Origin of the sequence: Microbacterium sp. SORGH_AS_0505 (assembly GCF_030818715.1) — a bacterium.
In the GTDB taxonomy this organism is placed as follows: domain Bacteria; phylum Actinomycetota; class Actinomycetes; order Actinomycetales; family Microbacteriaceae; genus Microbacterium.
The window spans coordinates 565,139-587,699 of the sequence record NZ_JAUTAT010000001.1; the positions used below are offsets into that span (position 1 = coordinate 565,139).

33 protein-coding genes and 1 pseudogene are annotated in these 22,561 nt (G+C 68.4%); 3 read left to right on the top strand and 31 right to left on the bottom strand.

All coding sequences use genetic code 11. The features are described from left to right. Positions 1-16: 16 nt before the first annotated feature. Entirely contained in the window at positions 17-574 is a 558-nt protein-coding gene (locus QE428_RS02775; protein ID WP_091356703.1) for a hypothetical protein, read from the top strand. Between the two features lie 101 nt (positions 575-675). On the opposite strand, the gene truA is transcribed toward QE428_RS02775, so the two are convergent. From truA to QE428_RS02790, 3 genes are read right to left on the bottom strand one after another with little or no spacing between them, the layout of a single operon-like run. Continuing rightward, entirely contained in the window at positions 676-1,518 is an 843-nt protein-coding gene (truA, locus tag QE428_RS02780) for a tRNA pseudouridine(38-40) synthase TruA (protein WP_091356706.1), read from the bottom strand. A gap of 22 nt (positions 1,519-1,540) precedes the next feature. After that, a complete protein-coding gene (locus QE428_RS02785; RefSeq protein ID WP_307462752.1) occupies positions 1,541-2,446 on the bottom strand; it encodes a PfkB family carbohydrate kinase in 906 nt (301 codons plus the stop codon). A gap of 42 nt (positions 2,447-2,488) precedes the next feature. Continuing rightward, entirely contained in the window at positions 2,489-3,331 is an 843-nt protein-coding gene (locus QE428_RS02790; RefSeq protein WP_307462754.1) for a universal stress protein, read from the bottom strand. 197 nt (positions 3,332-3,528) lie between these two features. On the opposite strand from QE428_RS02790, the gene QE428_RS02795 reads away from it, so the two are divergent. Further along, positions 3,529-5,469, top strand: a complete 1,941-nt coding sequence (locus tag QE428_RS02795) for an acyltransferase family protein (RefSeq protein WP_307462756.1) — start codon at positions 3,529-3,531, stop codon at positions 5,467-5,469. 124 nt (positions 5,470-5,593) lie between these two features. Here QE428_RS02795 and rplQ read toward each other — a convergent pair whose 3' ends face one another. The 6 genes from rplQ to infA form a co-directional block, all read right to left on the bottom strand. Further along, entirely contained in the window at positions 5,594-6,166 is a 573-nt protein-coding gene (gene rplQ, locus QE428_RS02800; RefSeq protein WP_091356721.1) for a 50S ribosomal protein L17, read from the bottom strand. A gap of 57 nt (positions 6,167-6,223) precedes the next feature. After that, positions 6,224-7,213 carry a DNA-directed RNA polymerase subunit alpha gene (locus tag QE428_RS02805; protein WP_091356724.1) on the bottom strand — a complete coding sequence of 330 codons (990 nt, stop codon included), beginning with the start codon at positions 7,211-7,213 and terminating at the stop codon, positions 6,224-6,226. A gap of 117 nt (positions 7,214-7,330) precedes the next feature. Then, positions 7,331-7,729: a 30S ribosomal protein S11 gene (rpsK, locus tag QE428_RS02810; protein WP_018171470.1), complete on the bottom strand. Its 399-nt coding sequence runs from the start codon at positions 7,727-7,729 to the stop codon at positions 7,331-7,333. Positions 7,730-7,763: 34 nt separating this feature from the next. Further along, a complete protein-coding gene (gene rpsM, locus QE428_RS02815; RefSeq protein ID WP_036309878.1) occupies positions 7,764-8,138 on the bottom strand; it encodes a 30S ribosomal protein S13 in 375 nt (124 codons plus the stop codon). 146 nt (positions 8,139-8,284) lie between these two features. Further along, the gene (gene rpmJ / locus QE428_RS02820; RefSeq protein ID WP_005050492.1) at positions 8,285-8,401 is read right to left on the bottom strand and encodes a 50S ribosomal protein L36; all 117 of its coding nucleotides are present in this window, start codon (positions 8,399-8,401) and stop codon (positions 8,285-8,287) included. A gap of 63 nt (positions 8,402-8,464) precedes the next feature. Then, positions 8,465-8,686: a translation initiation factor IF-1 gene (gene infA / locus QE428_RS02825; RefSeq protein ID WP_017201569.1), complete on the bottom strand. Its 222-nt coding sequence runs from the start codon at positions 8,684-8,686 to the stop codon at positions 8,465-8,467. Between the two features lie 373 nt (positions 8,687-9,059). On the opposite strand from infA, the gene QE428_RS02830 reads away from it, so the two are divergent. Beyond that, positions 9,060-10,049, top strand: coding sequence for a hypothetical protein (locus tag QE428_RS02830; RefSeq protein ID WP_307462762.1), 990 nt, complete (start codon positions 9,060-9,062; stop codon positions 10,047-10,049). A 408-nt stretch (positions 10,050-10,457) separates the two neighbouring features. Here the strand turns inward: QE428_RS02830 and QE428_RS02835 are convergent, their stop codons facing one another. The 22 genes and pseudogenes from QE428_RS02835 to rplD form a co-directional block, all read right to left on the bottom strand. Then, positions 10,458-11,135 (bottom strand): thioredoxin domain-containing protein, encoded by a 678-nt coding sequence (locus QE428_RS02835; RefSeq protein WP_307462764.1) that lies wholly within the window; start codon positions 11,133-11,135, stop codon positions 10,458-10,460. 12 nt (positions 11,136-11,147) lie between these two features. Further along, complete coding sequence (gene map, locus QE428_RS02840; RefSeq protein WP_133399245.1) at positions 11,148-11,981, bottom strand: type I methionyl aminopeptidase; 834 nt, start codon at positions 11,979-11,981, stop codon at positions 11,148-11,150. Then, entirely contained in the window at positions 11,981-12,574 is a 594-nt protein-coding gene (locus QE428_RS02845) for an adenylate kinase (RefSeq protein ID WP_307462768.1), read from the bottom strand. Before QE428_RS02845 ends, map begins: the two co-directional genes overlap by 1 nt. After that, on the bottom strand, positions 12,571-13,896 hold the full coding sequence (gene secY, locus QE428_RS02850) for a preprotein translocase subunit SecY (RefSeq protein WP_091356744.1): 1,326 nt from the start codon (positions 13,894-13,896) through the stop codon (positions 12,571-12,573). Before secY ends, QE428_RS02845 begins: the two co-directional genes overlap by 4 nt. A gap of 100 nt (positions 13,897-13,996) precedes the next feature. After that, positions 13,997-14,557 (bottom strand): 50S ribosomal protein L15, encoded by a 561-nt coding sequence (gene rplO / locus QE428_RS02855; protein WP_133399243.1) that lies wholly within the window; start codon positions 14,555-14,557, stop codon positions 13,997-13,999. Then, a complete protein-coding gene (gene rpmD / locus QE428_RS02860) occupies positions 14,557-14,742 on the bottom strand; it encodes a 50S ribosomal protein L30 (protein WP_020098644.1) in 186 nt (61 codons plus the stop codon). Before rpmD ends, rplO begins: the two co-directional genes overlap by 1 nt. Next, entirely contained in the window at positions 14,742-15,428 is a 687-nt protein-coding gene (rpsE, locus tag QE428_RS02865) for a 30S ribosomal protein S5 (protein WP_091356750.1), read from the bottom strand. The genes rpmD and rpsE overlap by 1 nt, the downstream gene beginning before the upstream one ends. After that, positions 15,425-15,784, bottom strand: a complete 360-nt coding sequence (rplR, locus tag QE428_RS02870; RefSeq protein ID WP_065570942.1) for a 50S ribosomal protein L18 — start codon at positions 15,782-15,784, stop codon at positions 15,425-15,427. The genes rpsE and rplR overlap by 4 nt, the downstream gene beginning before the upstream one ends. Positions 15,785-15,786: 2 nt before the next feature. Further along, a complete protein-coding gene (gene rplF, locus QE428_RS02875; RefSeq protein ID WP_065570943.1) occupies positions 15,787-16,323 on the bottom strand; it encodes a 50S ribosomal protein L6 in 537 nt (178 codons plus the stop codon). Positions 16,324-16,329: 6 nt separating this feature from the next. Next, on the bottom strand, positions 16,330-16,728 hold the full coding sequence (gene rpsH, locus QE428_RS02880; protein WP_018187339.1) for a 30S ribosomal protein S8: 399 nt from the start codon (positions 16,726-16,728) through the stop codon (positions 16,330-16,332). A 134-nt stretch (positions 16,729-16,862) separates the two neighbouring features. Next, positions 16,863-17,453 (bottom strand): 50S ribosomal protein L5, encoded by a 591-nt coding sequence (gene rplE / locus QE428_RS02885; protein ID WP_091356753.1) that lies wholly within the window; start codon positions 17,451-17,453, stop codon positions 16,863-16,865. Between the two features lie 2 nt (positions 17,454-17,455). After that, complete coding sequence (gene rplX / locus QE428_RS02890) at positions 17,456-17,815, bottom strand: 50S ribosomal protein L24 (RefSeq protein WP_091356756.1); 360 nt, start codon at positions 17,813-17,815, stop codon at positions 17,456-17,458. Positions 17,816-17,817: 2 nt separating this feature from the next. Next, the gene (gene rplN / locus QE428_RS02895; RefSeq protein ID WP_091356758.1) at positions 17,818-18,186 is read right to left on the bottom strand and encodes a 50S ribosomal protein L14; all 369 of its coding nucleotides are present in this window, start codon (positions 18,184-18,186) and stop codon (positions 17,818-17,820) included. A gap of 3 nt (positions 18,187-18,189) precedes the next feature. After that, positions 18,190-18,519, bottom strand: coding sequence for a 30S ribosomal protein S17 (rpsQ, locus tag QE428_RS02900; RefSeq protein WP_091356761.1), 330 nt, complete (start codon positions 18,517-18,519; stop codon positions 18,190-18,192). Continuing rightward, a complete protein-coding gene (gene rpmC, locus QE428_RS02905) occupies positions 18,519-18,833 on the bottom strand; it encodes a 50S ribosomal protein L29 (RefSeq protein WP_018187344.1) in 315 nt (104 codons plus the stop codon). Before rpmC ends, rpsQ begins: the two co-directional genes overlap by 1 nt. Beyond that, entirely contained in the window at positions 18,833-19,252 is a 420-nt protein-coding gene (gene rplP, locus QE428_RS02910; protein WP_065570945.1) for a 50S ribosomal protein L16, read from the bottom strand. Before rplP ends, rpmC begins: the two co-directional genes overlap by 1 nt. Next, positions 19,252-20,007: a 30S ribosomal protein S3 gene (gene rpsC / locus QE428_RS02915; protein ID WP_018187346.1), complete on the bottom strand. Its 756-nt coding sequence runs from the start codon at positions 20,005-20,007 to the stop codon at positions 19,252-19,254. Before rpsC ends, rplP begins: the two co-directional genes overlap by 1 nt. Then, positions 20,007-20,403, bottom strand: a pseudogene (gene rplV, locus QE428_RS02920) (50S ribosomal protein L22). The gene rpsC and the pseudogene rplV overlap by 1 nt, the downstream one beginning before the upstream one ends. Before the next feature lie 40 nt (positions 20,404-20,443). Further along, on the bottom strand, positions 20,444-20,725 hold the full coding sequence (gene rpsS, locus QE428_RS02925; RefSeq protein ID WP_018187348.1) for a 30S ribosomal protein S19: 282 nt from the start codon (positions 20,723-20,725) through the stop codon (positions 20,444-20,446). 12 nt (positions 20,726-20,737) lie between these two features. Continuing rightward, entirely contained in the window at positions 20,738-21,577 is an 840-nt protein-coding gene (gene rplB, locus QE428_RS02930) for a 50S ribosomal protein L2 (RefSeq protein WP_036309862.1), read from the bottom strand. Positions 21,578-21,601: 24 nt separating this feature from the next. Continuing rightward, on the bottom strand, positions 21,602-21,901 hold the full coding sequence (gene rplW / locus QE428_RS02935; RefSeq protein WP_091356764.1) for a 50S ribosomal protein L23: 300 nt from the start codon (positions 21,899-21,901) through the stop codon (positions 21,602-21,604). Next, positions 21,898-22,560, bottom strand: coding sequence for a 50S ribosomal protein L4 (gene rplD, locus QE428_RS02940; RefSeq protein WP_018187351.1), 663 nt, complete (start codon positions 22,558-22,560; stop codon positions 21,898-21,900). Before rplD ends, rplW begins: the two co-directional genes overlap by 4 nt. Between the last annotated feature and the right edge of the window lies 1 nt (position 22,561).

A 22,561-nucleotide genomic window follows, 5' to 3' on the forward strand; every position in this document is an offset into this window, starting at 1 on the left:
ACCGAAAGCAGTCACCATGAAGCACAAGATCAGCAAGGCAACGGCGGCTCTCGCTGTCGCCATCGCGGCGGTCTTCGCGGCGCCGGCCGTCGCGAGCGCCTACCCCGCAGACCCCGTAGTCGTCGACTCGCCGAGCGCCCTGGCTCCCGGCGAGGCCGGCACTGTGACGTTCGACGACTTCGCCGCAGGCGAGACCGTCGACTTCACCCTGACCGGCTTCAACGCCTCGGGCGCCACCCTGGCTCTCGTCGCGTTCTCCGCTCAGGACTCGCAGACGATCACCAAGGAAGCCAACGCTCAGGGCGAGGCGGCCGTCACGGTCACCCTTCCCTCCAACGCCCGCGGCACCTACACCCTCGCTGCTGTCGGCCAGGACAGCGGCACCTCGGCATCCACGACCATCGCGGTCACCGCGACGGGCGCTGGCGCTGGTGGCGACGGCGGCACTGCACTTCCGAACGCCGGTTTCGACGGTGACGCACTCCTCGGCCTCTGGGTCGGCGGCGGCGTCCTCGTCCTCGCCGGTGCGAGCATCGCGGTTGCGACCTCGGTGCGCCGCGCACGTCGGGCATAAGGCACTCGCGAACCATCGCAGAAGAAACTCCCCCGGGCCACGGCCTGGGGGAGTTTCTTCGTGTGGGGCGCGCCGCACGGTACAGGCCGTGCGATGCGCGCTCAGTCGGTCGACGGGTCGAGCTCGCGCCGGGCGCGCGTCTGCTCGGCGCGCGTCGCGAGCAGATCGTCCGCCGGGTAGCCGACCGCGGTCAGCGTCAGGCCGCGCGCCGCGAGGACCTTGATCTCGTTCGTCCGGGTGAGCTCGTCGCGGATCTCGGCGACGCGGCTCACCTCGATCCGCCCCTCTCCCGCCGCAACACACGCGCCCACGAGCGCTCGCACCATGCTGTGGCAGAACGCATCCGCCTTCACCGACGCGATCAGCGCGCCGGAATCGTCGCGGTGCCAGCCGTACTCGAGCAGGGTCCGGATCGTCGTGGCCTCCTCGCGCGGCTTGCAGTAAGCGGCGAAGTCGTGGAGTCCGCGGAGGCTCCGGGCTGCGGCATCCATCGCTGCGACGTCGAGGGATGCCGGGACCCAGGTCGTCCGCCCGCGCTCCAGCGGATCGTAGCCCGTCACGCGGTCGGCGACCCGGTAGGCGTAGCGACGCCAGACCGCCGAGAACCGCGCATCGAACCCCTCGGGGGCGACGTCGACGCGGTGCACGAACACGTCCGGGTACGGCCCGAGCACACCGTTCAGGCGCGCGGCGAGCGCCGCCGGCTCGGGGCGACGGCCCGACAGGAGGCGACGCTCCTGACCCTCGGTGAGGTCGAGGTGGGCGACCTGCGCGGATGCGTGCACACCGGCATCCGTCCGTCCTGCGACGACCAGCCGCGGATCCCCGCCGAGGATGCGGGCGATCGCCGCTTCGAGCGTGCCCTGCACGGTCCGAAGGCCCGGCTGCCGCGCCCAACCCCGGAAGTCGGTGCCGTCATAGGCGAGGTCGATCCGCAGGCGCACGATGCCAGCCTATCCGCGGCCGTCAGAGCGCCGCGTCGACCTCGGCCCGCGTGGGCGGGTTCGCGCCGGGACGCGAGACGGTGATGCCCGCCGTCACGACCGCGCGGCGGAGCGCCCGGTGCAGGGCATCGGCGTCGCCGGTCAGGAGCCGTGCGTCGTCGACGAGGCTCGTGATGAGGCTCGCCATGAACGCATCGCCCGCACCGATCGTGTCGGCCACGTCGACGCGCAGCGGTGCGACCTCGACGTGTCCCGACGCTCCGAGCGCCAGTGCGCCCTCGCCGCCGCGCGTCATGACGACGATCTGCGGCCCGAGCGCCGCGATGGTCTCGAGCACCTGCGCGGCGGGCACACCGGGGTAGAGCGCCTCGGCATCCTCATCGCTCAGCTTGACGAGTGTCGCCGCCGCGAACGCTCGCTCGGCGACCGGTCGCGGGTCGTCGCCGACGAGGGCCGGACGTACGTTGGGGTCGACCGTGACCACCCGGCCCGCGTCGCGGGCGCGTTCGAGGGTCGCGAGCGCGACCTCTCCCCCGGGTTGCAGGAACAGGGCGATCGACCCGGAGTGGACGACGGATGCCGCCCCTGCCGCAGCCTCGGCCGCCGCAGCGTCGAGTTCCCACTCGATGTCGAAGTCGTACTCGGCCGAGCCGTCGACGCGCAGCAGGGCGCGCGCGGTGGAGGTCGCGGCATCCGTCCACGACGACGCGTGGATCCCCGCGCCGGACGCCGTCATCTGGTCCGCGATGCGGCGGCCGCGATCATCCCGGCCGAGCCGCGTGAGGAGCGAGGCGGACACCCCCTGCCGGGCGATGCCGACGGCGACATTCGCGGGGCTGCCGCCGACGTGCTCCGCGTCCGCGCCATCGCGCTCGACGATGTCGATCAGCGCCTCGCCGACGACGAGGACGGTGTCCGTGTGGGTCATGCCCTCACTTTCGCACGACGCAGGACGCCGCGCACGTCCGTGTCAGCGGACGACGGCGGTGACCGTCGGGAGGTGCGACAGGAGCTCCTGACTGATCGACCCGAGCAGGAAGCGCGCGAGCGCGCCGCGACCATGCGTACCGACGACGACCATACGAGCGTCTCCGGCGATCCCGGCCAGCACGTGCGAGGGGTGACCGCGCTCGACCCGCCGGACGACACGCAGATCGGGGTAGCGGGCCGACAGCCCGGCGAGGGAGAGCGCCAAGACCTCTTCCGTCGTCGCCTGCATGTTCGCGAGGTACAGGTCGGGGTAGACCTCCATCGCGTTCCGGGGCGTGTGCACGGGAGTCCACACGCTGACCGCGATGAGCGGTTCGCCGAGACGGTCGGCTTCGGATGCCGCGAACTCGATCGCGTGCTCCGACACCTCCGACCCGTCGATGCCGACGACCACGCCCATCCCCTCACCCAGGTCGCGGTCCGGCATCACGACGACAGGGCACGTCGCCCCCGCGGCGATCCGGATGCCGTGGACCCCGCGCGCGGGCCCGGTGCCCGGACCCCGGTAGTCGCTGCCGAGCACGAGGATCGCGGCGTCTTTGGACGCCTCGACGAGCTTCGTGACGGGGTTGCCCGACTCGACCCGCGTGGACACGGGGACGCCGGCATCCGACACCCGCTTCGCTTCGCCGTCGAGCAGCTGCTGGGTCGCGGTCTGCGCCGCCCCGAGGACCTCCGCCTCGCCGATCGCGCCGATCGCGCCGCCCACGACCGAGATCAGCTCGATCGACTGCCGCCGCGTCGTCGCACGGGCGATCGCCCAGTCGACTGCCCGCCGCGACACGCGCGCTCCGGTGACTCCGACGATGATGGTGCCCGCCATGATGCCAGCCCTTCCTGGGACGACGCGCCGACCCGATCACGGTGACGTCTGCGGCGCTCGTGCGTGACTCGGTGATGCCAACCTATCCCGCTCGCGAGCGCGCCGGAAGAGACGGACGGCGCTCAGGATCGCTTCGTAGACTGGATGCCGACTTTCGCCCCCTCAGCCCTCGACCCCCCTCGACGACTGCCCCCGCCATGCCCCGACCCGCTCCTGCGCGCCTGCCAGGCCTCGACGGACTCCGCGCCGTCGCGGTCCTGCTCGTCGTCGTGTACCACCTGTTCCCGGCGCTGCCGGCGGGATTCCTCGGGGTCGACGTCTTCTTCGTGATCTCGGGGTTCCTGATCACCACCCTGCTGATGCGCGAGCACGAGGAGCACGGGCGCATCCGGCTGCTCGAGTTCTGGCGCCGCCGCGCGCGGCGCCTGCTGCCCGCGATCGGGGTGGTGGTCCTCGTCAGCGCGTCGCTCGCGTGGACGATCGGCGGCGATGTCCTCGTGGGCCTCGGGTCACAGCTCGCCGGAGCTGCGACCTTCGCCTACAACTGGGTCGCGGTCGCGGCCGGGTCGTCGTACTTCGGGGGGCTCGACTCCTCCGCGCCGGAGCTGCTCCGGAACCTCTGGTCCCTCGCCGTCGAAGAGCAGTTCTATCTGCTCTGGCCGCTCCTGCTCCCCCTCGTCCTGCGGCTGCGCCGCGGGCGGGTGATGGTCGCCGTCGCGCTGGCCGCGGCATCCGCCCTCGCCGCCGTCCTCCTCGTCGGCGCCGACCCGACGCGCGTCTACTACGGGACCGACACGCACGCCTTCGGACTGCTCCTGGGCGTCGCGCTCGCCTTCGTCCGTCCCGCCGCGCGCGAACGCGGAGTGCCCGCCGCGCTCGGCGGGCTCGCGATCGCAGCGATCATCGCGCTCGCCTTCGTCACGCCGGGGCCCGGTGCGGAGACCTTCCCGGGGCTGCTGCTCGCGGCATCCGTCCTCACCGTCGCCGCCATCGCCGCGGCCGTCCGCCCCGGGTCCTGGCTCGGACGCGTCCTCGACGTCGCACCGCTGCGCTGGGTCGGCGAACGCTCGTTCGGCATCTACCTGTGGCACTGGCCGCTCGTCGTCCTGCTCACGGTCGCGACGACGCGGACCTCCCCGGACGTCGCCGTGCCGCTCGAGGTCGCCGCGGCCACGCTCGTTCTGACGCTGCTGGCCGCCGAGGTGTCGTACCGCTTCGTCGAGCAGCCCGTGCGACGGCTCGGCTTCCGCGCGTCCGTCCGCGCCATCGGCCGGGCATTCCGCGGCGGCCCCGTCCGCCGCCTCGCCGCAACGGCCGCCGTCGCCGCCGGTGCGCTGGTCGTCGCGGGGACGACAGCCGCCGTCGCCGACGCGCCGACGGTCGCCTCGAGTGAAGCCGTCGTCGAGAACGGCGCCGCGGCACTCAGCGCAGGATCCTCCCGTTCCGATCACGCGACCCTGCCGGGCGCCGCGCTGCGCAGCGACGACCCTCTCCTGCTTCCCGAGTGCCCGAGCGCGAACCTCACCGACGACGGTGGCCTCTGCACCGCTCCGGACGGACGTCCCGCTCCCCCGGCCCCGGCACGCGTCGCCGGCGCCCGCGTGACCGCCGTGGGCGACTCCGTCATGCTCGCGTCCGCAGGCGGCCTGATCGACCGGATGCCGGGTGCCCAGATCGACGCGAAGGTGTCGCGCTCGATGAGTGCCGGCCTCGACATCGTCGACGGGCTGGCCGCACGAGGACAGTTGCGCGATTACGTCGTCGTCGGCCTCGGCACCAACGGGCCGATCGATCCCGCCGACCTCGCTCGGCTCAAGAAGGACGTCGGGCCGGCCCGGACTCTCGTGCTCGTCACCGCTCACGCGCCGCGCGACTGGATCCCCGGCGTGAACGACGAGCTGCGCACCTTCGCCGACCGCGCGCCCGGCGTGACGCTCGCCGACTGGTCGAGTGCGATATCGGGTCACGAAGACCTGCTGGCGGGCGACGGCATCCACCCCGGCGCAGCCGGAGGCAAGCGGTACGCGGATGCCGTCGGCGACGCGATCGACGAGGTCGAGAACAGCCGAGCCCAGCTCGAGTACCGCGTCGAACTCGCCCAGTGGGCCGTCGGCGACACCTTCCACCGCGCCCGCTGACCCCGGTTCGGGAGTGTCGACATCGGACACGCGAGTCGCACGCTGCACGCCCGGCGCCGGGGTACGAGAAAGGGCCCGCCCCGAAACGGGGGCGGGCCCTCGGATTCCCTCCGGAGAGGGAGCCTTACTTGGCCTCGTCGGCCTTTCCGTCCTCGGACGCGACGGCGTCCTCGGCGGTGGCTTCAGCAGCGGCACCCTCTTCGGGCGACTCGGCACCGGCGTCGGCGGCGTCCTCAGCGGGCGTCTCGACCTCGGTCTCCTCGACCGCGGGCTCCTCGGCAGCAGCCGGAGCGGCAGCGGCCGGAGCAGCCTTCTTGGTGGACTTCGCCTTGGGGGTGACCGGCTCGAGGACGAGCTCGATCACGGCCATGGGGGCGTTGTCACCCTTGCGGTTGCCGACCTTCGTGATGCGGGTGTAGCCACCCTCACGCTCGGCGACCAGCGGGGCGATCTCGGCGAACAGCTCGTGCACGACGCTCTTGTCGCCGATGACCGAGAGGACGCGGCGGCGGGCGTGCAGGTCGCCGCGCTTGGCGAACGTCACCAGGCGCTCGGCGAACGGACGCAGGCGCTTGGCCTTGGTCTCGGTCGTGGTGATCGACTTGTGCGTGAACAGCGAAGCGGCGAGGTTCGCCAGCATCAGACGCTCGTGTGCGGGGCCGCCTCCGAGGCGGGCACCCTTCGTGGGCTTGGGCATGTCAATTACTCCTGGAAATGAAAGTCAGTCAAAAGGACCCGGCGAACCGAGATCCGATCAGACGGTCTCGTCGTCGTAGCCGCCGTAGAAGTGCGAGCCGTCGAACCCGGGAACCGAGTCCTTCAGCGACAGACCGAGCGAGACAAGCTTGTCCTTGACCTCGTCGACCGACTTCTGACCGAAGTTGCGGATGTTCATGAGCTGCGTCTCCGAGAGGGCGACCAGCTCGGACACCGTGTTGATGCCTTCGCGCTTGAGGCAGTTGTACGACCGAACCGACAGGTCGAGGTCCTCGATCGGCATCGAGAGCTCGTTGGTCAGGACCTCGGCGACCGGCGCCGGGCCGATCTCGATGCCCTCAGCCTCGACGTTCAGCTCGCGAGCGAGACCGAACAGCTCCACCAGCGTGCGACCGGCCGATGCGACGGCGTCGCGGGGGCTGATCGACGACTTGGTCTCGACGTCCAGGACCAGCTTGTCGAAGTCGGTGCGCTCACCGGCACGGGTGGCGTCGACGCGGTAGCTGACCTTGAGGACGGGCGAGTAGATCGAGTCGATCGGGATCTGACCGGCCTCGGCGTACTCGTTGCGGTTCTGCGTGGCCGAGACGTAGCCGCGGCCGCGCTCGATCGTCAGCTCGAGCTCGAACTTCGCCGAGTCGTTGAGCGTCGCGATGACCAGCTCGGGGTTGTGGACCTCGACACCCGCCGGAGCGGAGATGTCTGCGGCCGTGACCTCGCCGGCACCCGTCTTGCGCAGGTACGCGGTGATGGGCTCGTCGCGCTCGCTCGACACCACGAGCTGCTTGATGTTCAGGATGATCTCGGTGACATCCTCCTTCACACCCGGGACCGTGCTGAACTCGTGCAGCACGCCGTCGATGCGGATGCTGGTGACCGCGGCGCCGGGGATCGACGACAGCAGGCTGCGACGCAGCGCGTTGCCGATCGTGTAGCCGAAGCCGGGCTCCAGGGGCTCGATGACGAACCGGCTACGGAAGTCGCCGACCTTCTCCTCGGTCAGAGTGGGACGCTGTGCAATGAGCACTATGTGTTCCTTTCAATCACGTGACCGCTATATGACACGTGCAATTGGTGAAGTGTTGAGTTGTGTCCGGGATGCCGGGGCGCGACACGCGTCGCAGCCCCCGGCATCCGTCGAGGATCAGACGCGGCGGCGCTTCGGGGGACGGCAGCCGTTGTGGGCCTGCGGCGTGACGTCCTGGATCGAACCGACCTCGAGGCCGGCAGCGGTCAGCGAACGGATCGCGGTCTCGCGGCCCGAGCCGGGGCCCTTGACGAAGACGTCGACCTTCTTGACGCCGTGCTCCTGCGCCTGACGCGCAGCAGACTCGGCGGCCATGCCGGCGGCGTACGGGGTCGACTTGCGCGAGCCCTTGAAGCCGACGCCACCCGAGGAGGCCCAGCTGATGACCGCACCCGAGGGGTCGGTGATCGAAACGATCGTGTTGTTGAACGTCGACTTGATGTGGGCCTGGCCCAGCGCGATGTTCTTCTTCTCCTTGCGGCGCGGCTTGCGCGCAGCGGACTTGGCCTGTGCCATGTGAGTGTTCTCCTAAACCTGTGGCGGCGGCGCTTTAGCGCGCCTTCTTCTTGCCGGCGACGGTGCGCTTGGGACCCTTGCGGGTACGCGCGTTGGTCTTCGTGCGCTGGCCGCGCACAGGCAGGCCGCGACGGTGGCGGATGCCCTCGTACGAGCCGATCTCGACCTTGCGGCGGATGTCAGCGGCGACCTCGCGGCGGAGGTCACCTTCCACCTTGTAGGTGCCTTCGATGTGGTCGCGGAGCGCAACCAGCTGCTCGTCGCTGAGGTCCTTGACGCGGATCGACTCGTCGATACCGGTCGAGCTGAGGATCTCGACGGAGCGGGTACGGCCGATGCCGTAGATGTAGGTGAGGGCGATCACCACGCGCTTGTCGCGCGGGATGTCAACGCCGGCAAGACGTGCCATGCGATGTCTCCTAGGAGTCAGTGGAGGTGTGGAGCAGGATCGGTGCCCGGGCCTCCGACCCGAGGTGTCCCCCGCTGAGCGGGTTCTGATCCTGCCGAGATGTGTTCAGTTGTGAGCCTGCGAGCCGCGCGAGGCGCGGCATCCCATCAGCCCTGGCGCTGCTTGTGACGCGGGTTCGACTTGCAGATGACCATGACGCGACCGTGGCGGCGGATGACCTTGCAGTGGTCGCAGATGGGCTTGACGGAGGGGTTGACCTTCATGATGTTCCTGATTCGCTGTCTTCGCCGACGCTCTGGCGAGCGGGGCGTTACTTCTCGACCGGTCTAGCGGTAGCGGTAGACGATGCGGCCGCGGGTCAGGTCGTAGGGCGACAGCTCCACGACCACACGGTCCTCGGGGATGATGCGGATGTAGTTCTGCCGCATCTTTCCGGAAATCGTGGCCAGGACCTTGTGACCGTTGCTGAGCTCGACGCGGAACATCGCGTTCGGCAAAGCCTCGGAGATCACGCCTTCGATCTCGATGACACCGTCTTTCTTGGCCATACGCTCGCTTACAGTTGGCAGACCGGTCGGTCTGCGGTGAGTGGGGTTTGTGGTGACACGCCGAAACAGGCGCAACGCACCAAAGATTTAGTGTACGTGATATCGGAGCACCCCGCCACTCGGGCGCGTCGCGTCTCGGGCTTCCCCCTGCGCCGGCCCCGCCCCCGCCCGGCCCGTGGCGCCGCCCTTGGCGCCGAATCACCACCCGCGTGCCGAGTCACCACCCAGGGGCGCGCGTTTCGCTGGTGATCCGGCATCCGGGTGGTGATTCGCGACGCCGGGGCGTCCTTCACAGCGGGACGGATGCCGCGGCCCTCCCCCTATCGCGAGCGCGCCGTCCCGCGCCACGGCACATGCGGCCAGGGTGGGCGGCATGGACTTCGAGGACGCGGCATCCCGGATCGAATCGCGTGCGGCGCTCCTGCGCAACGGCGTCACCCGTCGCGACATCTCCACCGGCGGCGTCCATCGGATCGCGCGAGGCGGATTCGTGCCGCACGAGGCCTGGGCTGAGGCGTGGCCCAACGAGCGACACCTCCTCCAGGTGGCGGCGTTCGAGGAGCGCCGCCGAGGTGGACCGGTCGTCTACTCGAATCTGACGGCGGCGATCCTCCATGGACTCCCGCTGTGGGGTGCGGCGCCCGCTCGGGTGCATCTCTCCGGCTCCCACCACAACGGCGCAGTCACGCGGGGTGCACCGTTGGTGTCGCGGCATCGCTGCGCCATCCCCGACGCAGACATCGCCGCGGTCGGACGACTCACGGCGACGAGCCTCGCGCGCACACTCGCCGACGTGCTGCGCACGGCGCCGGTGGCGACAGCGATCGTGATGGCGGATGCCGCGATGCGACGAGTGGCAGGGGACGACAGCCGGCGCGCGTACGACTCAGACGCGGCGGACGCGCTGCGAGGCGCGGTGGCTCGGCGGCTCCGGCCGGGCGCGCGCGGTGTCTGCCAGGCGCGCGAGGTGCTCGATCTGGCCGACGGGCGCTCCGAGAGTCCGGGCGAGAGCGTGAGCCGGTGGCGACTGCACGAGCTCGGCTTCGCGCCGCCGCGGTTGCAGGTGCGGATCCCCGGGCCGGGCCCCGGCGCGTACTTCGTCGACTTCGGGCTCGACGACGCCGACGTGTGGGGCGAGTACGACGGTGAGGTGAAGTACCGCGTCGAGGAGATGCGCCGCGGGGCTGCCCTCGACGAGCTGATCAGCGCCGAGAAGGCACGCGAGGATTGGATCAGGGGTGTCACGGGCCGTCGCCTCGTCCGGTGGTCGACCGCCGACATCCGCACCACCGCCGCGCTGCGCACGAAACTCGCCCACTTCCGAGTCTTCCCCACACCCTCTCGCGGGCCGAGTCACCGCTGAACTGCCGGATCACCGTCCAAAACCCTGCACCTGAGCGTTGACTCGGCACCCCGGTGGTGATTCGGCGAGCGGATGCCCCTACCCCCGGCATCCGCCGCCGCGCGCCCCGCGCGCCCGCCGCGCGCCCCGCTCCCGCCACCGCGCGCCTCACGACCCCGCACGCCGCGCCAGCCGCGCGCCTTACGACCCCCGCACGCCGCGCTCCCCTATCGCCCCGCGCGCCCGCACCACCCCGCGGTGGCCCCGTCCCGACTCCGCCGAATCACCACCGAAACGCCGAATCACCACCCGCCGACGTGCATGCGGGTGGTGATTCGGCAGCCGGATGGTGATTCGGCGTCAGGTCTGGAATCGGGGGCGGCGTGCGGACCCAGCCGAAGACTGAGCCCGCCCCGCGCCCCGCGCGGGTCAGCGCGACGTCAGGTTCGCGACGATGTCGGTCTCGGGGTCGTAGGTCACGGGGACGAGTGTGTCGTTGACCATCAACGTCGGGGTGCCGGTGGCGCCCTCAGGCAGCTGCTGCTGCTGCGCGAAGGTCTTGTACTCGCCGTCCGTGATCGACTTCTCGAGAGCGGCGGTCACATTCACGCCCGAGTCCTTGGCGAGCTGGATGAGCTCGTCGTCGGTCAGTCCCGGCGTCTGCTCCTCCGGCCGCTTGTCCCAGAGCGCACGGAAGAAGGCGTAGGCATTGTCGGGGTCCGCCTCGGCGACCGCGTACATGGCGGATGCCGCACGGCTCGAGTACTCGGTGCCCTGCGACAGGCGATCGAGGATCGTGACGGGGTGGACCTCGAGGGTGATGCTGCCGTCGTCGACGAGGCCCGAGATCGTCTTGCCCTCGGTCTCCTCGAACTGTCCGCAGTACGGGCACATGAAGTCGACGTAGGTCGCGACCTTGTCGGGGCCGTCGCCGAAGGTGATGGCCCCGGTCTCACGATTGATGCCCCCGGCCTGCGGCACGGGGCCGGGGTCGGTCGCGCGCGTGTTCAGGACCGCGACGACGGCGATGACGCCGACGAGGACGGCGACCACCCCCGCACTGACCCAGATCGCGAACCAGTTCGTCTTACGCGCGGCCGTCGCCATGTGCGTGTCCTCTCAGGAGATGGGGGTCGGGGTGACGCCGAACTGCGCAAGTCCCGCGGCGCCGCCGTCGGGAGCGGTCAGCACCCAGATACCTCCATCGTGCACCGCGACGCTATGTTCCCAATGGGAGCCGTCCTCGCCGTCGACCGTGCTGACGGTCCAGTCGTCGTCCTCGACGAGGGTCGCCTCGTCGCCACCGACGATCATCGGCTCGATCGCGACGCAGAGCCCGGGACGCACGTCGGGACCGAGGTCCTCGACGCGGTAGTTGAAGACCGTCGGGCCCTCGTGCATCTTGCGGCCGATCCCGTGGCCGACGTAGTCGCGGAGGATGCCGTAGCCCTCCCCCGACGCTTCGACGTAGGTCTGCACGGCGTCGCCGATCTCGCCGACCCGCGCGGCGGAGGCGAGCGCGGCGATGCCCGCCCACAGTGACCCTTCGGTCACATCCGACAGCCGCTGGCGACGCTCGACGAGCTCGGGACGGTCGGGGTCGGGGATGACGATGGTGATCGCCGAGTCGCCGTTCCACCCGTCGAACTGCGCGCCGCAGTCGATGGAGACGATGTCGCCCGGCTCAAGGACCCGATCACCCGGGATGCCGTGCACGACCTCCTGGTTGACCGAGATGCACGTGGTATGCCGGTAGCCGCGGACGAGCTGGAAGTTCGACTCCGCACCGCGGGCGCGGATCGTCGCCTCCGCGATGGCGTCGAGCTCGGCTGTCGTCACCCCGGCTCGGACAGCCGGACGCACGGCGTCGAGCGCGGCGGCCGTGATCAGCCCCGGCTCCACCATGGCGCGCAGCTGCGCGGGGGTCTTGTAGATCGAGCGACGGAAGACCATCAGGCGGTGATGCCGCGAGCCGCGAGAGCCACGGTGATCCGCTCGGTGATCTCGTCGAGCGAGCCGAAGCCGTCGACCTCGTCGACGATGCCGCGTTCGCGGTAGACGTCGAGGATCGGCGCGGTCTCCGACTCGTAGATCGACAGACGCTTCGCGATCGATTCCTCGTTGTCGTCGGCGCGGCCCTGTTCGGCAGCGCGCCGCGAGAGGCGGGCGATCGATTCGTCACGCGGGACAGAGAGCTCGATGACCGCAGTGAGCGGCTCGCCGCGTCCGTCGAGGAACGCGTCGAGGTCGCCCACCTGGCCGAGGTTGCGCGGGTAACCGTCGAGCAAGAAGCCGTGCGCGGCATCCTCCTGCGACAGCCGGTCGCGGACGATCTCGCTGGTCAGGTCGTCGGGGACGAGGTCACCGGCGTCGATGAGCGCCTTCACCTTCAGCCCCAGATCGGTGCCGTCCTTCACGTTCGCGCGGAAGACGTCTCCGGTGGAGATGGTCGGGATGCCGAGATGATCGGCGATCCGAGCCCCCTGCGTCCCCTTGCCCGAACCTTGCGGGCCGATGATCAGGAGGCGGGCGGGGGTCTGCGTCATCGGAGGAGTCCTTCGTAGTGGCGCTGCTGGAGCTGGGCGTCGATCTGCTTCACGGTCTCGAGACCCACACCGACGATGATCAGGATCGAGGCGCCGCCGAACGGGAAGTTCTGGTTCGCGCCGACCGTCGCGAGAGCGAGGAGCGGAAGCAGGGCGATGAGGCCCAGGTAGATGGAGCCCGGCAGGGTGATGCGGGTGAGCACGTAGTCGAGGTACTCGGCGGTCGGACGACCCGCACGGATGCCGGGGATGAAGCCGCCGTACTTCTTCATGTTGTCGGCGACTTCGACCGGGTTGAACGTGATCGCGACGTAGAAGTAGGTGAACCCGATGATGAGCAGGAAGTACACCGCCATGTACAGCGGGTGGTCGCCGTTCACGAAGTTGGCCTGGATCCACGAGACCCAGCCGGGAACGCTGCCGTCCGCCGCGGGGTTCGCGTTGAACTGCGCGATGAGAGCCGGGATGTACAGGAGCGACGACGCGAAGATGACGGGCACGACACCGGCCATGTTCACCTTGATCGGGATGTAGGTGTTGCTGCCGCCGAGCGTGCGCCGGCCGACCATCCGCTTGGCGTACTGGACCGGGACACGGCGCTGCGACTGCTCGACGAAGACGACGAGCGCGACGGTCGCGATGCCGACGGCGAGGACGAGGAGGAAGATCTCGAAGCTGCGGGCGACGGCGATGCTCCACAGGGCGGAGGGGAACGTCGCGGCGATCGAGGTGAAGATCAGGAGCGACATGCCGTTGCCGATGCCGCGCTCGGTGACGAGCTCGGCCATCCACATGATGAGGCCGGTACCGGCGGTCAGCGTGACGATCATGAGCAGCTGCGCCCACCACGCCTCATCGGTGAGGAGCTGCTGGCACTCGGGGACGCCCGTGATACCGAACAGCTGACCCGACCGGGCCACCGTGACGAGCGTGGTCGACTGCAGCAGCGCCAGGGCGATCGTCAGGTAGCGGGTGTACTGGGTGAGCTTGGCCTGGCCGGCCTGGCCCTCCTTGTACAGCGTCTCGAAGTGAGGGATCACGACGCGCAGGAGCTGGACGATGATCGTGCCCGTGATGTACGGCATGACGCCGAGGGCGAAGATCGACAGCTGCAACAGCGCGCCACCCGAGAACAGGTTGACGAGCGAGAGGAGCCCCTCGGTGGACCCGGACTGGTCCAGGCAGGTCTTCACGTTCGGGAAGTCGACGAACGGAGCCGGAATGTGCGCACCGAATCGGTAGATGGCGATGATGCCGAGCGTGAAGCCGATCTTCCGACGCAGATCCGGAGTGCGGAAGACCCGCGCAATAGCGCTGAACAAAGGGATTTCCTCCAGTGGGATGCCGGGCGCGTCGGGGCGCGCCGCATTCCAACATACGGCAACAGGGGCCGGAGGTTACCCTCCGGCCCCTGGCACGTGATTACTTGATCGAACCGCCAGCGGCGACGATCTTCTGCTCGGCCGATCCCGAGACCTTGTCGACGGAGACCGTCAGCGCGACCGAGATGTCGCCGGTGCCGAGCACCTTGACCTTCTCGTTCTTGCGGACGGCGCCCTTGGCGACCAGATCCGTGATGGTGACGTCGCCACCATTGGGGTACAGCTCCGCGAGCTTGTCGAGGTTGACCACCTGGTACTCGACGCGGAACGGGTTCTTGAACCCGCGCAGCTTCGGCGTACGCATGTGGAGGGGCATCTGCCCACCCTCGAAGCCCACCTTGACCTGGTACCGAGCCTTCGTACCCTTGGTACCGCGGCCCGACGTCTTACCCTTCGATCCCTCACCGCGACCGACACGGGTCTTCGCGACGTTGGATCCGGGGACCGGACGCAGGTGGTGGACCTTCAGCACGCCGGGGCGTGCCGCATCCTTCTTCGGGGCAGCCTTGTCGGCGGCGGGCTTGGCCGCAGCCTTCCGGGTTGCCGGCTTCTTGGCCTTGGGCTCGACGGTCTCGACCGTCTCGTCCTTGTTCTCAGCCATCAGTCGATCTCCTCAACCTTCACGAGGTGCGCGACGGTCTTGATGTAGCCGCGCGTCTGCGCGTCATCCGGACGAACGACGGAGTCGTTGATCCGCTTCAGACCGAGCGAACGCAGCGTGTCGCGCTGGTTCTGCTTCTCGCTCACCTTGGACTTGACCTGGGTCACCTTCAGACGAGCAGCCATCATGCACCCACCTTTGCAGCCTTCGTTGCCTCAGCCTCGGCACGGACCAGACGCGCGGGCGCGACCTGGTCGAAGTCGAGACCACGACGAGCGGCGACGGCGCGCGGCTCCTCGAGGGCCTTCAGCGCCGCGACGGTCGCGTGCACGATGTTGATCGTGTTCGACGAACCGAGCGACTTCGAGAGCACGTCGTGGATGCCGGCGCACTCGAGGACGGCGCGGACCGGGCCACCGGCGATGACACCGGTACCGGCAGCAGCCGGACGGAGCAGCACGACACCTGCAGCAGCCTCACCCTGGACGGGGTGCGGGATGCTCGAGCCGACGCGGGGCACGCGGAAGAAGTTGCGCTTGGCCTCTTCGACACCCTTGGAGATGGCGAGGGGGACCTCACGCGCCTTGCCGTAGCCGACGCCCACGAGGCCGTTGCCATCGCCGACGACGACGAGCGCCGTGAAGCTGAAGCGACGACCACCCTTGACGACCTTCGACACGCGGTTGATCGTGACGACGCGCTCCAGGAACTGGTTGTCGCCGCGGTCGCGCGAGTTGCGGTCGCGGGTCTGGCTGCGCTCGCGGCCACCGCGGCGCGGCTCGCGCTCACGCTCGGCGGGCGCCTCGGCCGTAGCCGCAGCCGCAGCGGGCTGCTCGGTCGCGGTCACTTCGTTCTCCTTGTTCTCGGTCACAGGTTCAGACCTCCTTCGCGAGCGCCATCGGCGATCGCAGCGACGCGGCCCGCGTAGCGGTTGCCGCCGCGGTCGAACACGACCGTCTCGATGCCGGCCGCCTTGGCACGCTCAGCGACGAGCTCGCCGACCTTGCGGGCCTTGGCGGTCTTGTCACCCTCGAACGTGCGCAGGCCCGACTCGAGGGTCGAGGCGGAAGCCAGCGTGGTGCCCTTGCTGTCGTCGACGAGCTGAACGAAGACGTGGCGGGCGGAGCGGGTCACAACGAGACGCGGACGCACCTCGGTGCCCACGATCTTCTTGCGAAGACGGGCGTGACGACGCGAACGTGCGTCGGACTTCGACTTGAGAGCCATGGTTACTTACCACTCTTTCCGGCCTTGCGGCGAACGACCTCGCCCGCGTACCGCACACCCTTGCCCTTGTACGGCTCGGGCTTGCGGATCTTGCGGATGTTGGCAGCTGCCTCGCCGACGGCCTGCTTCGAGATACCGGCGACGGTCACCTTGTTGTTGCCCTCGACGGTGAGCGTGATGCCCGCGGGAGCCTCGACCAGGACGGGGTGCGAGAAGCCGAGAGCGAACTCGACCGCCGTGCCCTTCTGAGCGACGCGGTAACCGGTGCCGACGACCTCGAGGCCCTTGGTGTAGCCCTGGGTCACGCCGATGATGTTGTTGTTGATGAGGGTGCGGGTGAGCCCGTGGAGAGCGCGCGACTCGCGCTCGTCGTCGGGGCGCGAGACCAGAACCTGGTTCTCCTCGACCTTGACCTCGATGGGCTGTGCAACGGTGAGGTTCAGCTCACCCTTGGGGCCCTTGACGGCGACGTCCTGACCGGAGACCGAAACGGTCACGCCGGCGGGGATGTCGATGGGAAGACGTCCAATACGCGACATGTCAGATCACCACACGTAGGCGAGGACTTCCCCGCCGACGCCCTTCTGCTCGGCCTGGCGGTCCGTGAGGAGGCCAGAGGAGGTGGACAGGATCGCGACACCGAGGCCACCGAGGACCTTGGGAAGCTCGTTCGACTTCGCGTACACGCGGAGGCCGGGCTTCGAGACGCGCTTGATTCCGGCGATCGACCGCTCGCGGTTCGGGCCGTACTTGAGGGTGAGGGTGAGGGTCTGGCCGACACGAGCGTCGGAGACCTCCCAGCCGGAGATGTAGCCCTCCTGCTGGAGGATCTCGGCGATGTGCGTCTTGAGCTTCGAGCTCGGCAGCGCGACGGAGTCGTGGTGCGCGGAGTTCGCGTTGCGCAGACGGGTCAGCATGTCTGCGACCGGGTCTGTCATCGTCATAAGTGTGTTCCTTTAGTCATGAGGTTTCGACTGCCGTTACACGACAGGCGACCTTCTATGAATGAGCGATATTCAGTTGTGCAGTCGTTCGGCCCCGGAGCACGCCCCGAGGCCGAACGATCGATCTTATCGGATCACGCCTGAGCGTCGGCCGACTTGAACGGGAAGCCGAGGTGCTTCAGAAGCGCCCGGCCCTCGTCATCCGTCTTGGCCGTCGTCACGATCGTGATGTCGAAACCGCGGACGCGGTCGATCTTGTCCTGGTTGATCTCGTGGAACACGGACTGCTCCTGGAGACCGAAGGTGTAGTTGCCGTTGCCGTCGAACTGCGCAGCCGACAGTCCGCGGAAGTCGCGGATGCGGGGCAGCGCCAGGTTGACGAGGCGGTCGACGAACTCCCACGCGCGGTCACCGCGGAGGGTGACGTGGGCACCGATCGGCTGGCCCTCGCGCAGCTTGAACTGCGCGATGGACTTGCGGGCCTTGGTGACGACCGGCTTCTGGCCGGTGATCTTGGTGAGGTCGTCGACCGCACCATCGATCACCTTGCTGTCGCGCGCAGCCTCACCGACACCGGTGTTGACGACGACCTTGACGAGACCGGGGATCTGCATGACGTTCGCGTAGCCGAACTCTTCCTGCAGAGCCTTCTTGATCTCGCTCTGGTACTTCTGCTTCAGGCGGGGCTGGATCTTGCCAGCCGCCGCGGCAGTTGCGTTGCTCATGTTCAGAGGTCCTTGCCGCTCTTCTTGGCGTAGCGGACGCGGACGGTGCGCTTGACGCCGTCCTTGGTCTGCTCCTCGACGCGGTGGCCGACACGGGTCGGCTTCTTGGTCGACGGGTCGACCAGCGCCACGTTGGAGATGTGGATCGGGGCTTCCATCGTCTCGATGCCGCCCGTCTTGGTGCCGCGCTGCGACTGGCCGACACGGCTGTGCTTGGTGACGTAGTTCACGCCCTGCACGACTACGCGGTTCTGCTCGACGAGGACCTCGAGGACCTCGCCCTGCTTGCCGCGGTCGCCGCCCTTGTCCTGCTTGCGGCCGCTGATGACCTGAACCAGGTCACCCTTCTTGATGTGCGCCATGATCAGATGACCTCCGGTGCCAGCGAGACGATCTTCATGAACTTCTTGTCGCGAAGCTCACGGCCGACCGGGCCGAAGATACGGGTGCCGCGGGGCTCCCCGTCGTTCTTCAGGATGACGGCGGCGTTCTCGTCGAACTTGATGTACGAACCGTCGGGACGACGGGTCGACTTGACGGTGCGGACGACGACGGCCTTGACCACGTCGCCCTTCTTGACGTTGCCGCCCGGGATCGCGTCCTTGACGGTCGCCACGATGACATCGCCCACGCCGGCGTAACGGCGGTTCGAGCCACCGAGCACGCGGATCGTGAGGAGTTCCTTGGCGCCGGTGTTGTCGGCGACCTTGAGGCGGGACTCGTTCTGGATCATGGGTTACTTCGCCTTCTCGAGAATCTCGACCAGGCGCCAGCGCTTCGTGGCGCTGAGCGGACGGGTCTCGTTGATGAGGACGAGGTCGCCGATGCCCGCGGAGTTCTGCTCGTCGTGAGCCTTCACCTTGGACGTGCGGCGGATGACCTTGCCGTAGAGGGGGTGCTTCACGCGGTCCTCGACCTCGACGACGATCGTCTTGTCCATCTTGTCGCTGACGACGTAGCCACGGCGGGACTTGCGGTACCCACGGGCGTTGACGTCGCGGACGTCGTGCTCGGACGACTCGTGACCAGCGGCCACGGTCGCCTCGGCGGCATCCTTCTTAGCCATCACTCGGCCTCTTCCTTCGCGGCCTCAGCGGACTCGTCCGCCTTCTTGGCCTTGCTCTTCTTCGCCTTGGTGGCCGTCTCGACCGGGGCGGGGGTGGCACGGATGCCGAGCTCCCGCTCGCGGATGACGGTATAGAGCCGCGCGATGTCGCGCTTGACCGCACGGATGCGGCCGTGGCTCTCCAGCTGGCCGGTGGCCGACTGGAAGCGCAGGTTGAACAGCTCTTCCTTGGCCTTGCGCAGCTCCTCCACGAGGCGCTGGTCTTCGAACGTGTCCAGCTCGCTCGGGGCGAGCGTCTTGGTGCCGACAGCCATTACGCGTCGCCCTCCTCGCGCTTGATGATGCGTGCCTTGAGCGGCAGCTTGTGGATGGCACGGGTCAGGGCCTCACGAGCGAGTTCCTCGTTGACGCCCGCGACCTCGAAGAGGACGCGACCCGGCTTGACGTTGGCGACCCACCACTCCGGCGAACCCTTACCGGAACCCATGCGGGTTTCGGCCGGCTTCTTCGTGAGCGGACGGTCGGGGTAGATGTTGATCCACACCTTTCCACCACGCTTGATGTGACGCGTCATGGCGATACGAGCGGACTCGATCTGACGGTTCGTCACGTAAGCGGGGGTCAGCGCCTGGATGCCGAACTCACCGAAGCTGACCGTCGTGCCGCCGGTGGCGGCGCCGTCGCGCTTCGGGTGGTGCTGCTTGCGGTACTTGACCTTGCGGGGAATAAGCATCAGGCTGACGCTCCTTCTGCGACAGGGGCCTCGTTGCGCGGGCCACGGCGGCGGTCGCCACCACGGTCGTCACGACGGGACTTCGGTGCGTTGGCCTGCTCGCGAGCGAGCTCCTTGTTGGTGAGGTCGCCCTTGTAGATCCAGACCTTCACGCCGATGCGGCCGAAGGTGGTCTTGGCCTCGTAGAAGCCGTAGTCGATGTTCGCGCGGAGCGTGTGCAGGGGCACACGGCCTTCGCGGTAGAACTCCGACCGGCTCATCTCAGCGCCGCCGAGACGGCCGGAGACCTGGATGCGGACACCCTTGGCGCCGGCGCGCTGCGCGCCCTGCAGACCCTTGCGCATCGCGCGGCGGAAAGCCACACGAGCGGAGAGCTGCTCGGCGATGCCCTGGGCGACCAGCTGAGCGTCGGCCTCGGGGTTCTTGACCTCGAGGATGTTCAGCTGGATCTGCTTGCCGGTGAGCTTCTCGAGGTCGGCGCGGATGCGCTCGGCCTCGGCGCCGCGGCGGCCGATCACGATGCCCGGACGGGCGGTGTGGATGTCGACGCGGACGCGGTCACGCGTGCGCTCGATCTCGATGTTGCTCACGCCGGCACGGTCGAGCGACGTCGTCAGGAGACGACGGATCTTGACGTCCTCGGCCACGTAGTCGGCGTAACGCTGTCCCGGCTTGGTGGAGTCGGAGAACCAACGCGACACGTGGTCGGTGGTGATGCCGAGGCGGAAGCCGTACGGGTTGACCTTCTGTCCCATTACTTGCTCGCCTTCTTGGTGTCAGCCGCTGCAGTGTCCGCGACCTCGGGGGTCGAGAGCACCACGGTGATGTGGCTGGTGCGCTTCTTGATCTGGAACGCGCGACCCTGGGCGCGGGGCTGGAAACGCTTGAGCGTCGTGCCCTCGTCCACGTAGGCGTTCTTCACGTACAGATCCTGGTCGTCCAGGAACTCGTTGTCCTTGTCGGCCTTCACACGAGCATTCGCGACCGCGGAGGCCACGAGCTTGTAGATGGGCTCGCTGGCACCCTGGGGAGCGAACTTCAGGATGGCGAGAGCCTCCTGAGCCTGCTTGCCCTTGATGAGCGCGACGACACGACGAGCCTTTCTGAGGGGTCACGCGGATGTGCTTCACGCGTGCGATGGATTCCACCATTACTACTCCTCCTCTTCCTCTCTCTGAGAGCGCCACCGCCTTAGCGGCGACGACCCTTCTTGTCGTCCTTCTCGTGGCCGCGGAAGGTGCGGGTGGGCGCGAACTCGCCCAGCTTGTGACCGACCATGGTCTCGGACACGAACACGGGGATGTGCTTGCGTCCGTCGTGCACGGCGATGGTGTGACCCAGCATTGCCGGGATGATCATCGAACGGCGCGACCAGGTCTTGATGACGTTCTTGGTACCGGCTTCGTTCTGCGAGACGACCTTGCGAAGCAGGTGCTCGTCGACGAAGGGGCCCTTCTTAAGGCTGCGAGGCATCTTCCTCTACTCCTACTTCCGCTTCTTGCCGGCGTTGCGACGGCGAACGATCAACTTGTCGCTTTCCTTGTTGGGGTGCCGGGTACGACCCTCGGCCTGGCCCCAAGGAGTGACGGGGTGACGTCCACCGGAGGTCTTACCCTCACCACCACCGTGCGGGTGGTCGACCGGGTTCATGGCGACACCACGCACGGTCGGGCGGATGCCCTTCCAGCGGTTACGGCCGGCCTTGCCCCAGTTGATGTTGGACTGCTCGGCGTTGCCGACCTCACCGATGGTGGCGCGGCAACGTGCGTCGACGTTGCGGATCTCACCCGAGGGCAGACGAAGCTGCGCGTAGGGGCCGTCCTTCGCCACGAGGCGGACGGACGCACCAGCCGAGCGCGCCATCTTCGCGCCGCCGCCGGGGCGGAGCTCGATCGCGTGGATCACGGTACCGGTGGGGATGTTGCGCAGCGGCAGGTTGTTGCCGGGCTTGATGTCAGCGCCGGCACCCGACTCGACGATGTCACCCTGCGACAGCTTGTTCGGGGCGAGGATGTAACGCTTCTCACCGTCGAAGTAGTGCAGCAGCGCGATGCGTGCGGTGCGGTTGGGGTCGTACTCGATGTGAGCGACCTTGGCGTTGATGCCGTCCTTGTCGTTACGACGGAAGTCGATGACGCGGTACTGGCGCTTGTGGCCACCACCGATGTGACGGGTCGTGATGCGGCCCTGGTTGTTGCGACCACCGGTCTTCGCCAGCGGGCGAAGAAGCGACTTCTCGGGCGTCGATCGCGTGATCTCAGCGAAGTCGGCGACCGACGAACCGCGACGACCGGGGGTCGTGGGCTTGTACTTGCGAATAGCCATGTCTCTAGTCCTCTATCCCAGCTGTCAGCCGACGGCCGTGAAGATGTCGATGGTGCCCGACTTCAGGCTCACGATGGCGCGCTTGGTGTCCTTGCGCTTACCGGTGCCGAAACGGGTGCGGCGGGACTTGCCCGGGCGGTTGAGCGTGTTCACCGACGCGACCTTGACGGAGAAGATCTTCTCGATGGCGAGCTTGATCTCGGTCTTGGTGGCGCGGGGGTCCACGAGGAACGTGTACTTGCCCTCGTCGATGAGCCCGTAGCTCTTCTCGGAGACGACCGGCTTCAGGATGATGTCGCGCGGGTCCTTGTTGACGGCGGTCATGCCGAGACCTCCTCGGTGGCGCCGGCCTTCGCAGCGACGAACGCGTCGTAGGCGGCCTTGGTGAAGACGATGTCGTCGGAGACGAGCACGTCGTAGGCGTTGAGCTGGTCGAACGTCAGAACGTGGACGTACGCGAGGTTGCGGACGCTCTTGACGGTCAGCTCGTCATCACGGGTGATGACGACCATGACGTTCTTGGTCGGCGCGAGCTGGCCGAGGACCGCGACAGCGGCCTTCGTCGAGGGCGCACCTTCGATGCCGAACGAGTCGACAACGTGCAGACGTCCACCGCGTGCCCGGTCGCTGAGCGCGCCCAGCAGGGCGGCAGCGACCATCTTCTTGGGGGTGCGCTGCGAGTAGTTGCGCGGCTTCGGTCCGTGGACGATGCCACCACCGGTCATGTGCGGCGCGCGGATCGAGCCCTGACGGGCGTTACCCGTGCCCTTCTGCTTGAAGGGCTTGCGGCCGGCACCCGAGACCTCACCGCGACGCTTGGTCGAGTGGGTTCCCTGGCGAGCCGCCGCGAGCTGCGCGACGACGACCTGGTGGATGAGGGGGATGTTCGTCTTGACGTCGAACAGTGCGGCGGGCAGCTCCACGGAGCCGGCCTTCTTGCCGTCTGCCTTCACGACGTCGAGCGCGAGAGTCGAGTCAGCCATG

Excerpts from the sequence above, each read along its gene's own strand:
- QE428_RS02775 (WP_091356703.1), top strand. The coding sequence starts at position 17 with ATGAAGCACAAGATCAGCAAGGCAACGGCGGCTCTCGCTGTCGCCATC.
- QE428_RS02785 (WP_307462752.1), bottom strand. The coding sequence starts at position 2,446 with ATGACCCACACGGACACCGTCCTCGTCGTCGGCGAGGCGCTGATCGAC.
- QE428_RS02790 (WP_307462754.1), bottom strand. The coding sequence starts at position 3,331 with ATGGCGGGCACCATCATCGTCGGAGTCACCGGAGCGCGCGTGTCGCGG.
- QE428_RS02795 (WP_307462756.1), top strand. The coding sequence starts at position 3,529 with ATGCCCCGACCCGCTCCTGCGCGCCTGCCAGGCCTCGACGGACTCCGC.
- rplQ (WP_091356721.1), bottom strand. The coding sequence starts at position 6,166 with ATGCCCAAGCCCACGAAGGGTGCCCGCCTCGGAGGCGGCCCCGCACAC.
- rpsK (WP_018171470.1), bottom strand. The coding sequence starts at position 7,729 with ATGGCACAGGCCAAGTCCGCTGCGCGCAAGCCGCGCCGCAAGGAGAAG.
- rpsM (WP_036309878.1), bottom strand. The coding sequence starts at position 8,138 with ATGGCACGTCTTGCCGGCGTTGACATCCCGCGCGACAAGCGCGTGGTG.
- rpmJ (WP_005050492.1), bottom strand. The coding sequence starts at position 8,401 with ATGAAGGTCAACCCCTCCGTCAAGCCCATCTGCGACCACTGCAAGGTC.
- infA (WP_017201569.1), bottom strand. The coding sequence starts at position 8,686 with ATGGCCAAGAAAGACGGTGTCATCGAGATCGAAGGCGTGATCTCCGAG.
- QE428_RS02830 (WP_307462762.1), top strand. The coding sequence starts at position 9,060 with ATGGACTTCGAGGACGCGGCATCCCGGATCGAATCGCGTGCGGCGCTC.
- QE428_RS02835 (WP_307462764.1), bottom strand. The coding sequence starts at position 11,135 with ATGGCGACGGCCGCGCGTAAGACGAACTGGTTCGCGATCTGGGTCAGT.
- map (WP_133399245.1), bottom strand. The coding sequence starts at position 11,981 with ATGGTCTTCCGTCGCTCGATCTACAAGACCCCCGCGCAGCTGCGCGCC.
- QE428_RS02845 (WP_307462768.1), bottom strand. The coding sequence starts at position 12,574 with ATGACGCAGACCCCCGCCCGCCTCCTGATCATCGGCCCGCAAGGTTCG.
- rplO (WP_133399243.1), bottom strand. The coding sequence starts at position 14,557 with ATGGCTGAGAACAAGGACGAGACGGTCGAGACCGTCGAGCCCAAGGCC.
- rpmD (WP_020098644.1), bottom strand. The coding sequence starts at position 14,742 with ATGGCTGCTCGTCTGAAGGTGACCCAGGTCAAGTCCAAGGTGAGCGAG.
- rplR (WP_065570942.1), bottom strand. The coding sequence starts at position 15,784 with ATGGCTCTCAAGTCGAAGTCCGACGCACGTTCGCGTCGTCACGCCCGT.
- rplF (WP_065570943.1), bottom strand. The coding sequence starts at position 16,323 with ATGTCGCGTATTGGACGTCTTCCCATCGACATCCCCGCCGGCGTGACC.
- rpsH (WP_018187339.1), bottom strand. The coding sequence starts at position 16,728 with ATGACGATGACAGACCCGGTCGCAGACATGCTGACCCGTCTGCGCAAC.
- rplE (WP_091356753.1), bottom strand. The coding sequence starts at position 17,453 with ATGAGCAACGCAACTGCCGCGGCGGCTGGCAAGATCCAGCCCCGCCTG.
- rplX (WP_091356756.1), bottom strand. The coding sequence starts at position 17,815 with ATGGCGCACATCAAGAAGGGTGACCTGGTTCAGGTCATCAGCGGCCGC.
- rplN (WP_091356758.1), bottom strand. The coding sequence starts at position 18,186 with ATGATCCAGAACGAGTCCCGCCTCAAGGTCGCCGACAACACCGGCGCC.
- rpsQ (WP_091356761.1), bottom strand. The coding sequence starts at position 18,519 with ATGGCTAAGAAGGATGCCGCCGAGGCGACCGTGGCCGCTGGTCACGAG.
- rpmC (WP_018187344.1), bottom strand. The coding sequence starts at position 18,833 with ATGGCTGTCGGCACCAAGACGCTCGCCCCGAGCGAGCTGGACACGTTC.
- rplP (WP_065570945.1), bottom strand. The coding sequence starts at position 19,252 with ATGCTTATTCCCCGCAAGGTCAAGTACCGCAAGCAGCACCACCCGAAG.
- rpsC (WP_018187346.1), bottom strand. The coding sequence starts at position 20,007 with ATGGGACAGAAGGTCAACCCGTACGGCTTCCGCCTCGGCATCACCACC.
- rpsS (WP_018187348.1), bottom strand. The coding sequence starts at position 20,725 with ATGCCTCGCAGCCTTAAGAAGGGCCCCTTCGTCGACGAGCACCTGCTT.
- rplB (WP_036309862.1), bottom strand. The coding sequence starts at position 21,577 with ATGGCTATTCGCAAGTACAAGCCCACGACCCCCGGTCGTCGCGGTTCG.
- rplW (WP_091356764.1), bottom strand. The coding sequence starts at position 21,901 with ATGACCGCCGTCAACAAGGACCCGCGCGACATCATCCTGAAGCCGGTC.
- rplD (WP_018187351.1), bottom strand. The coding sequence starts at position 22,560 with ATGGCTGACTCGACTCTCGCGCTCGACGTCGTGAAGGCAGACGGCAAG.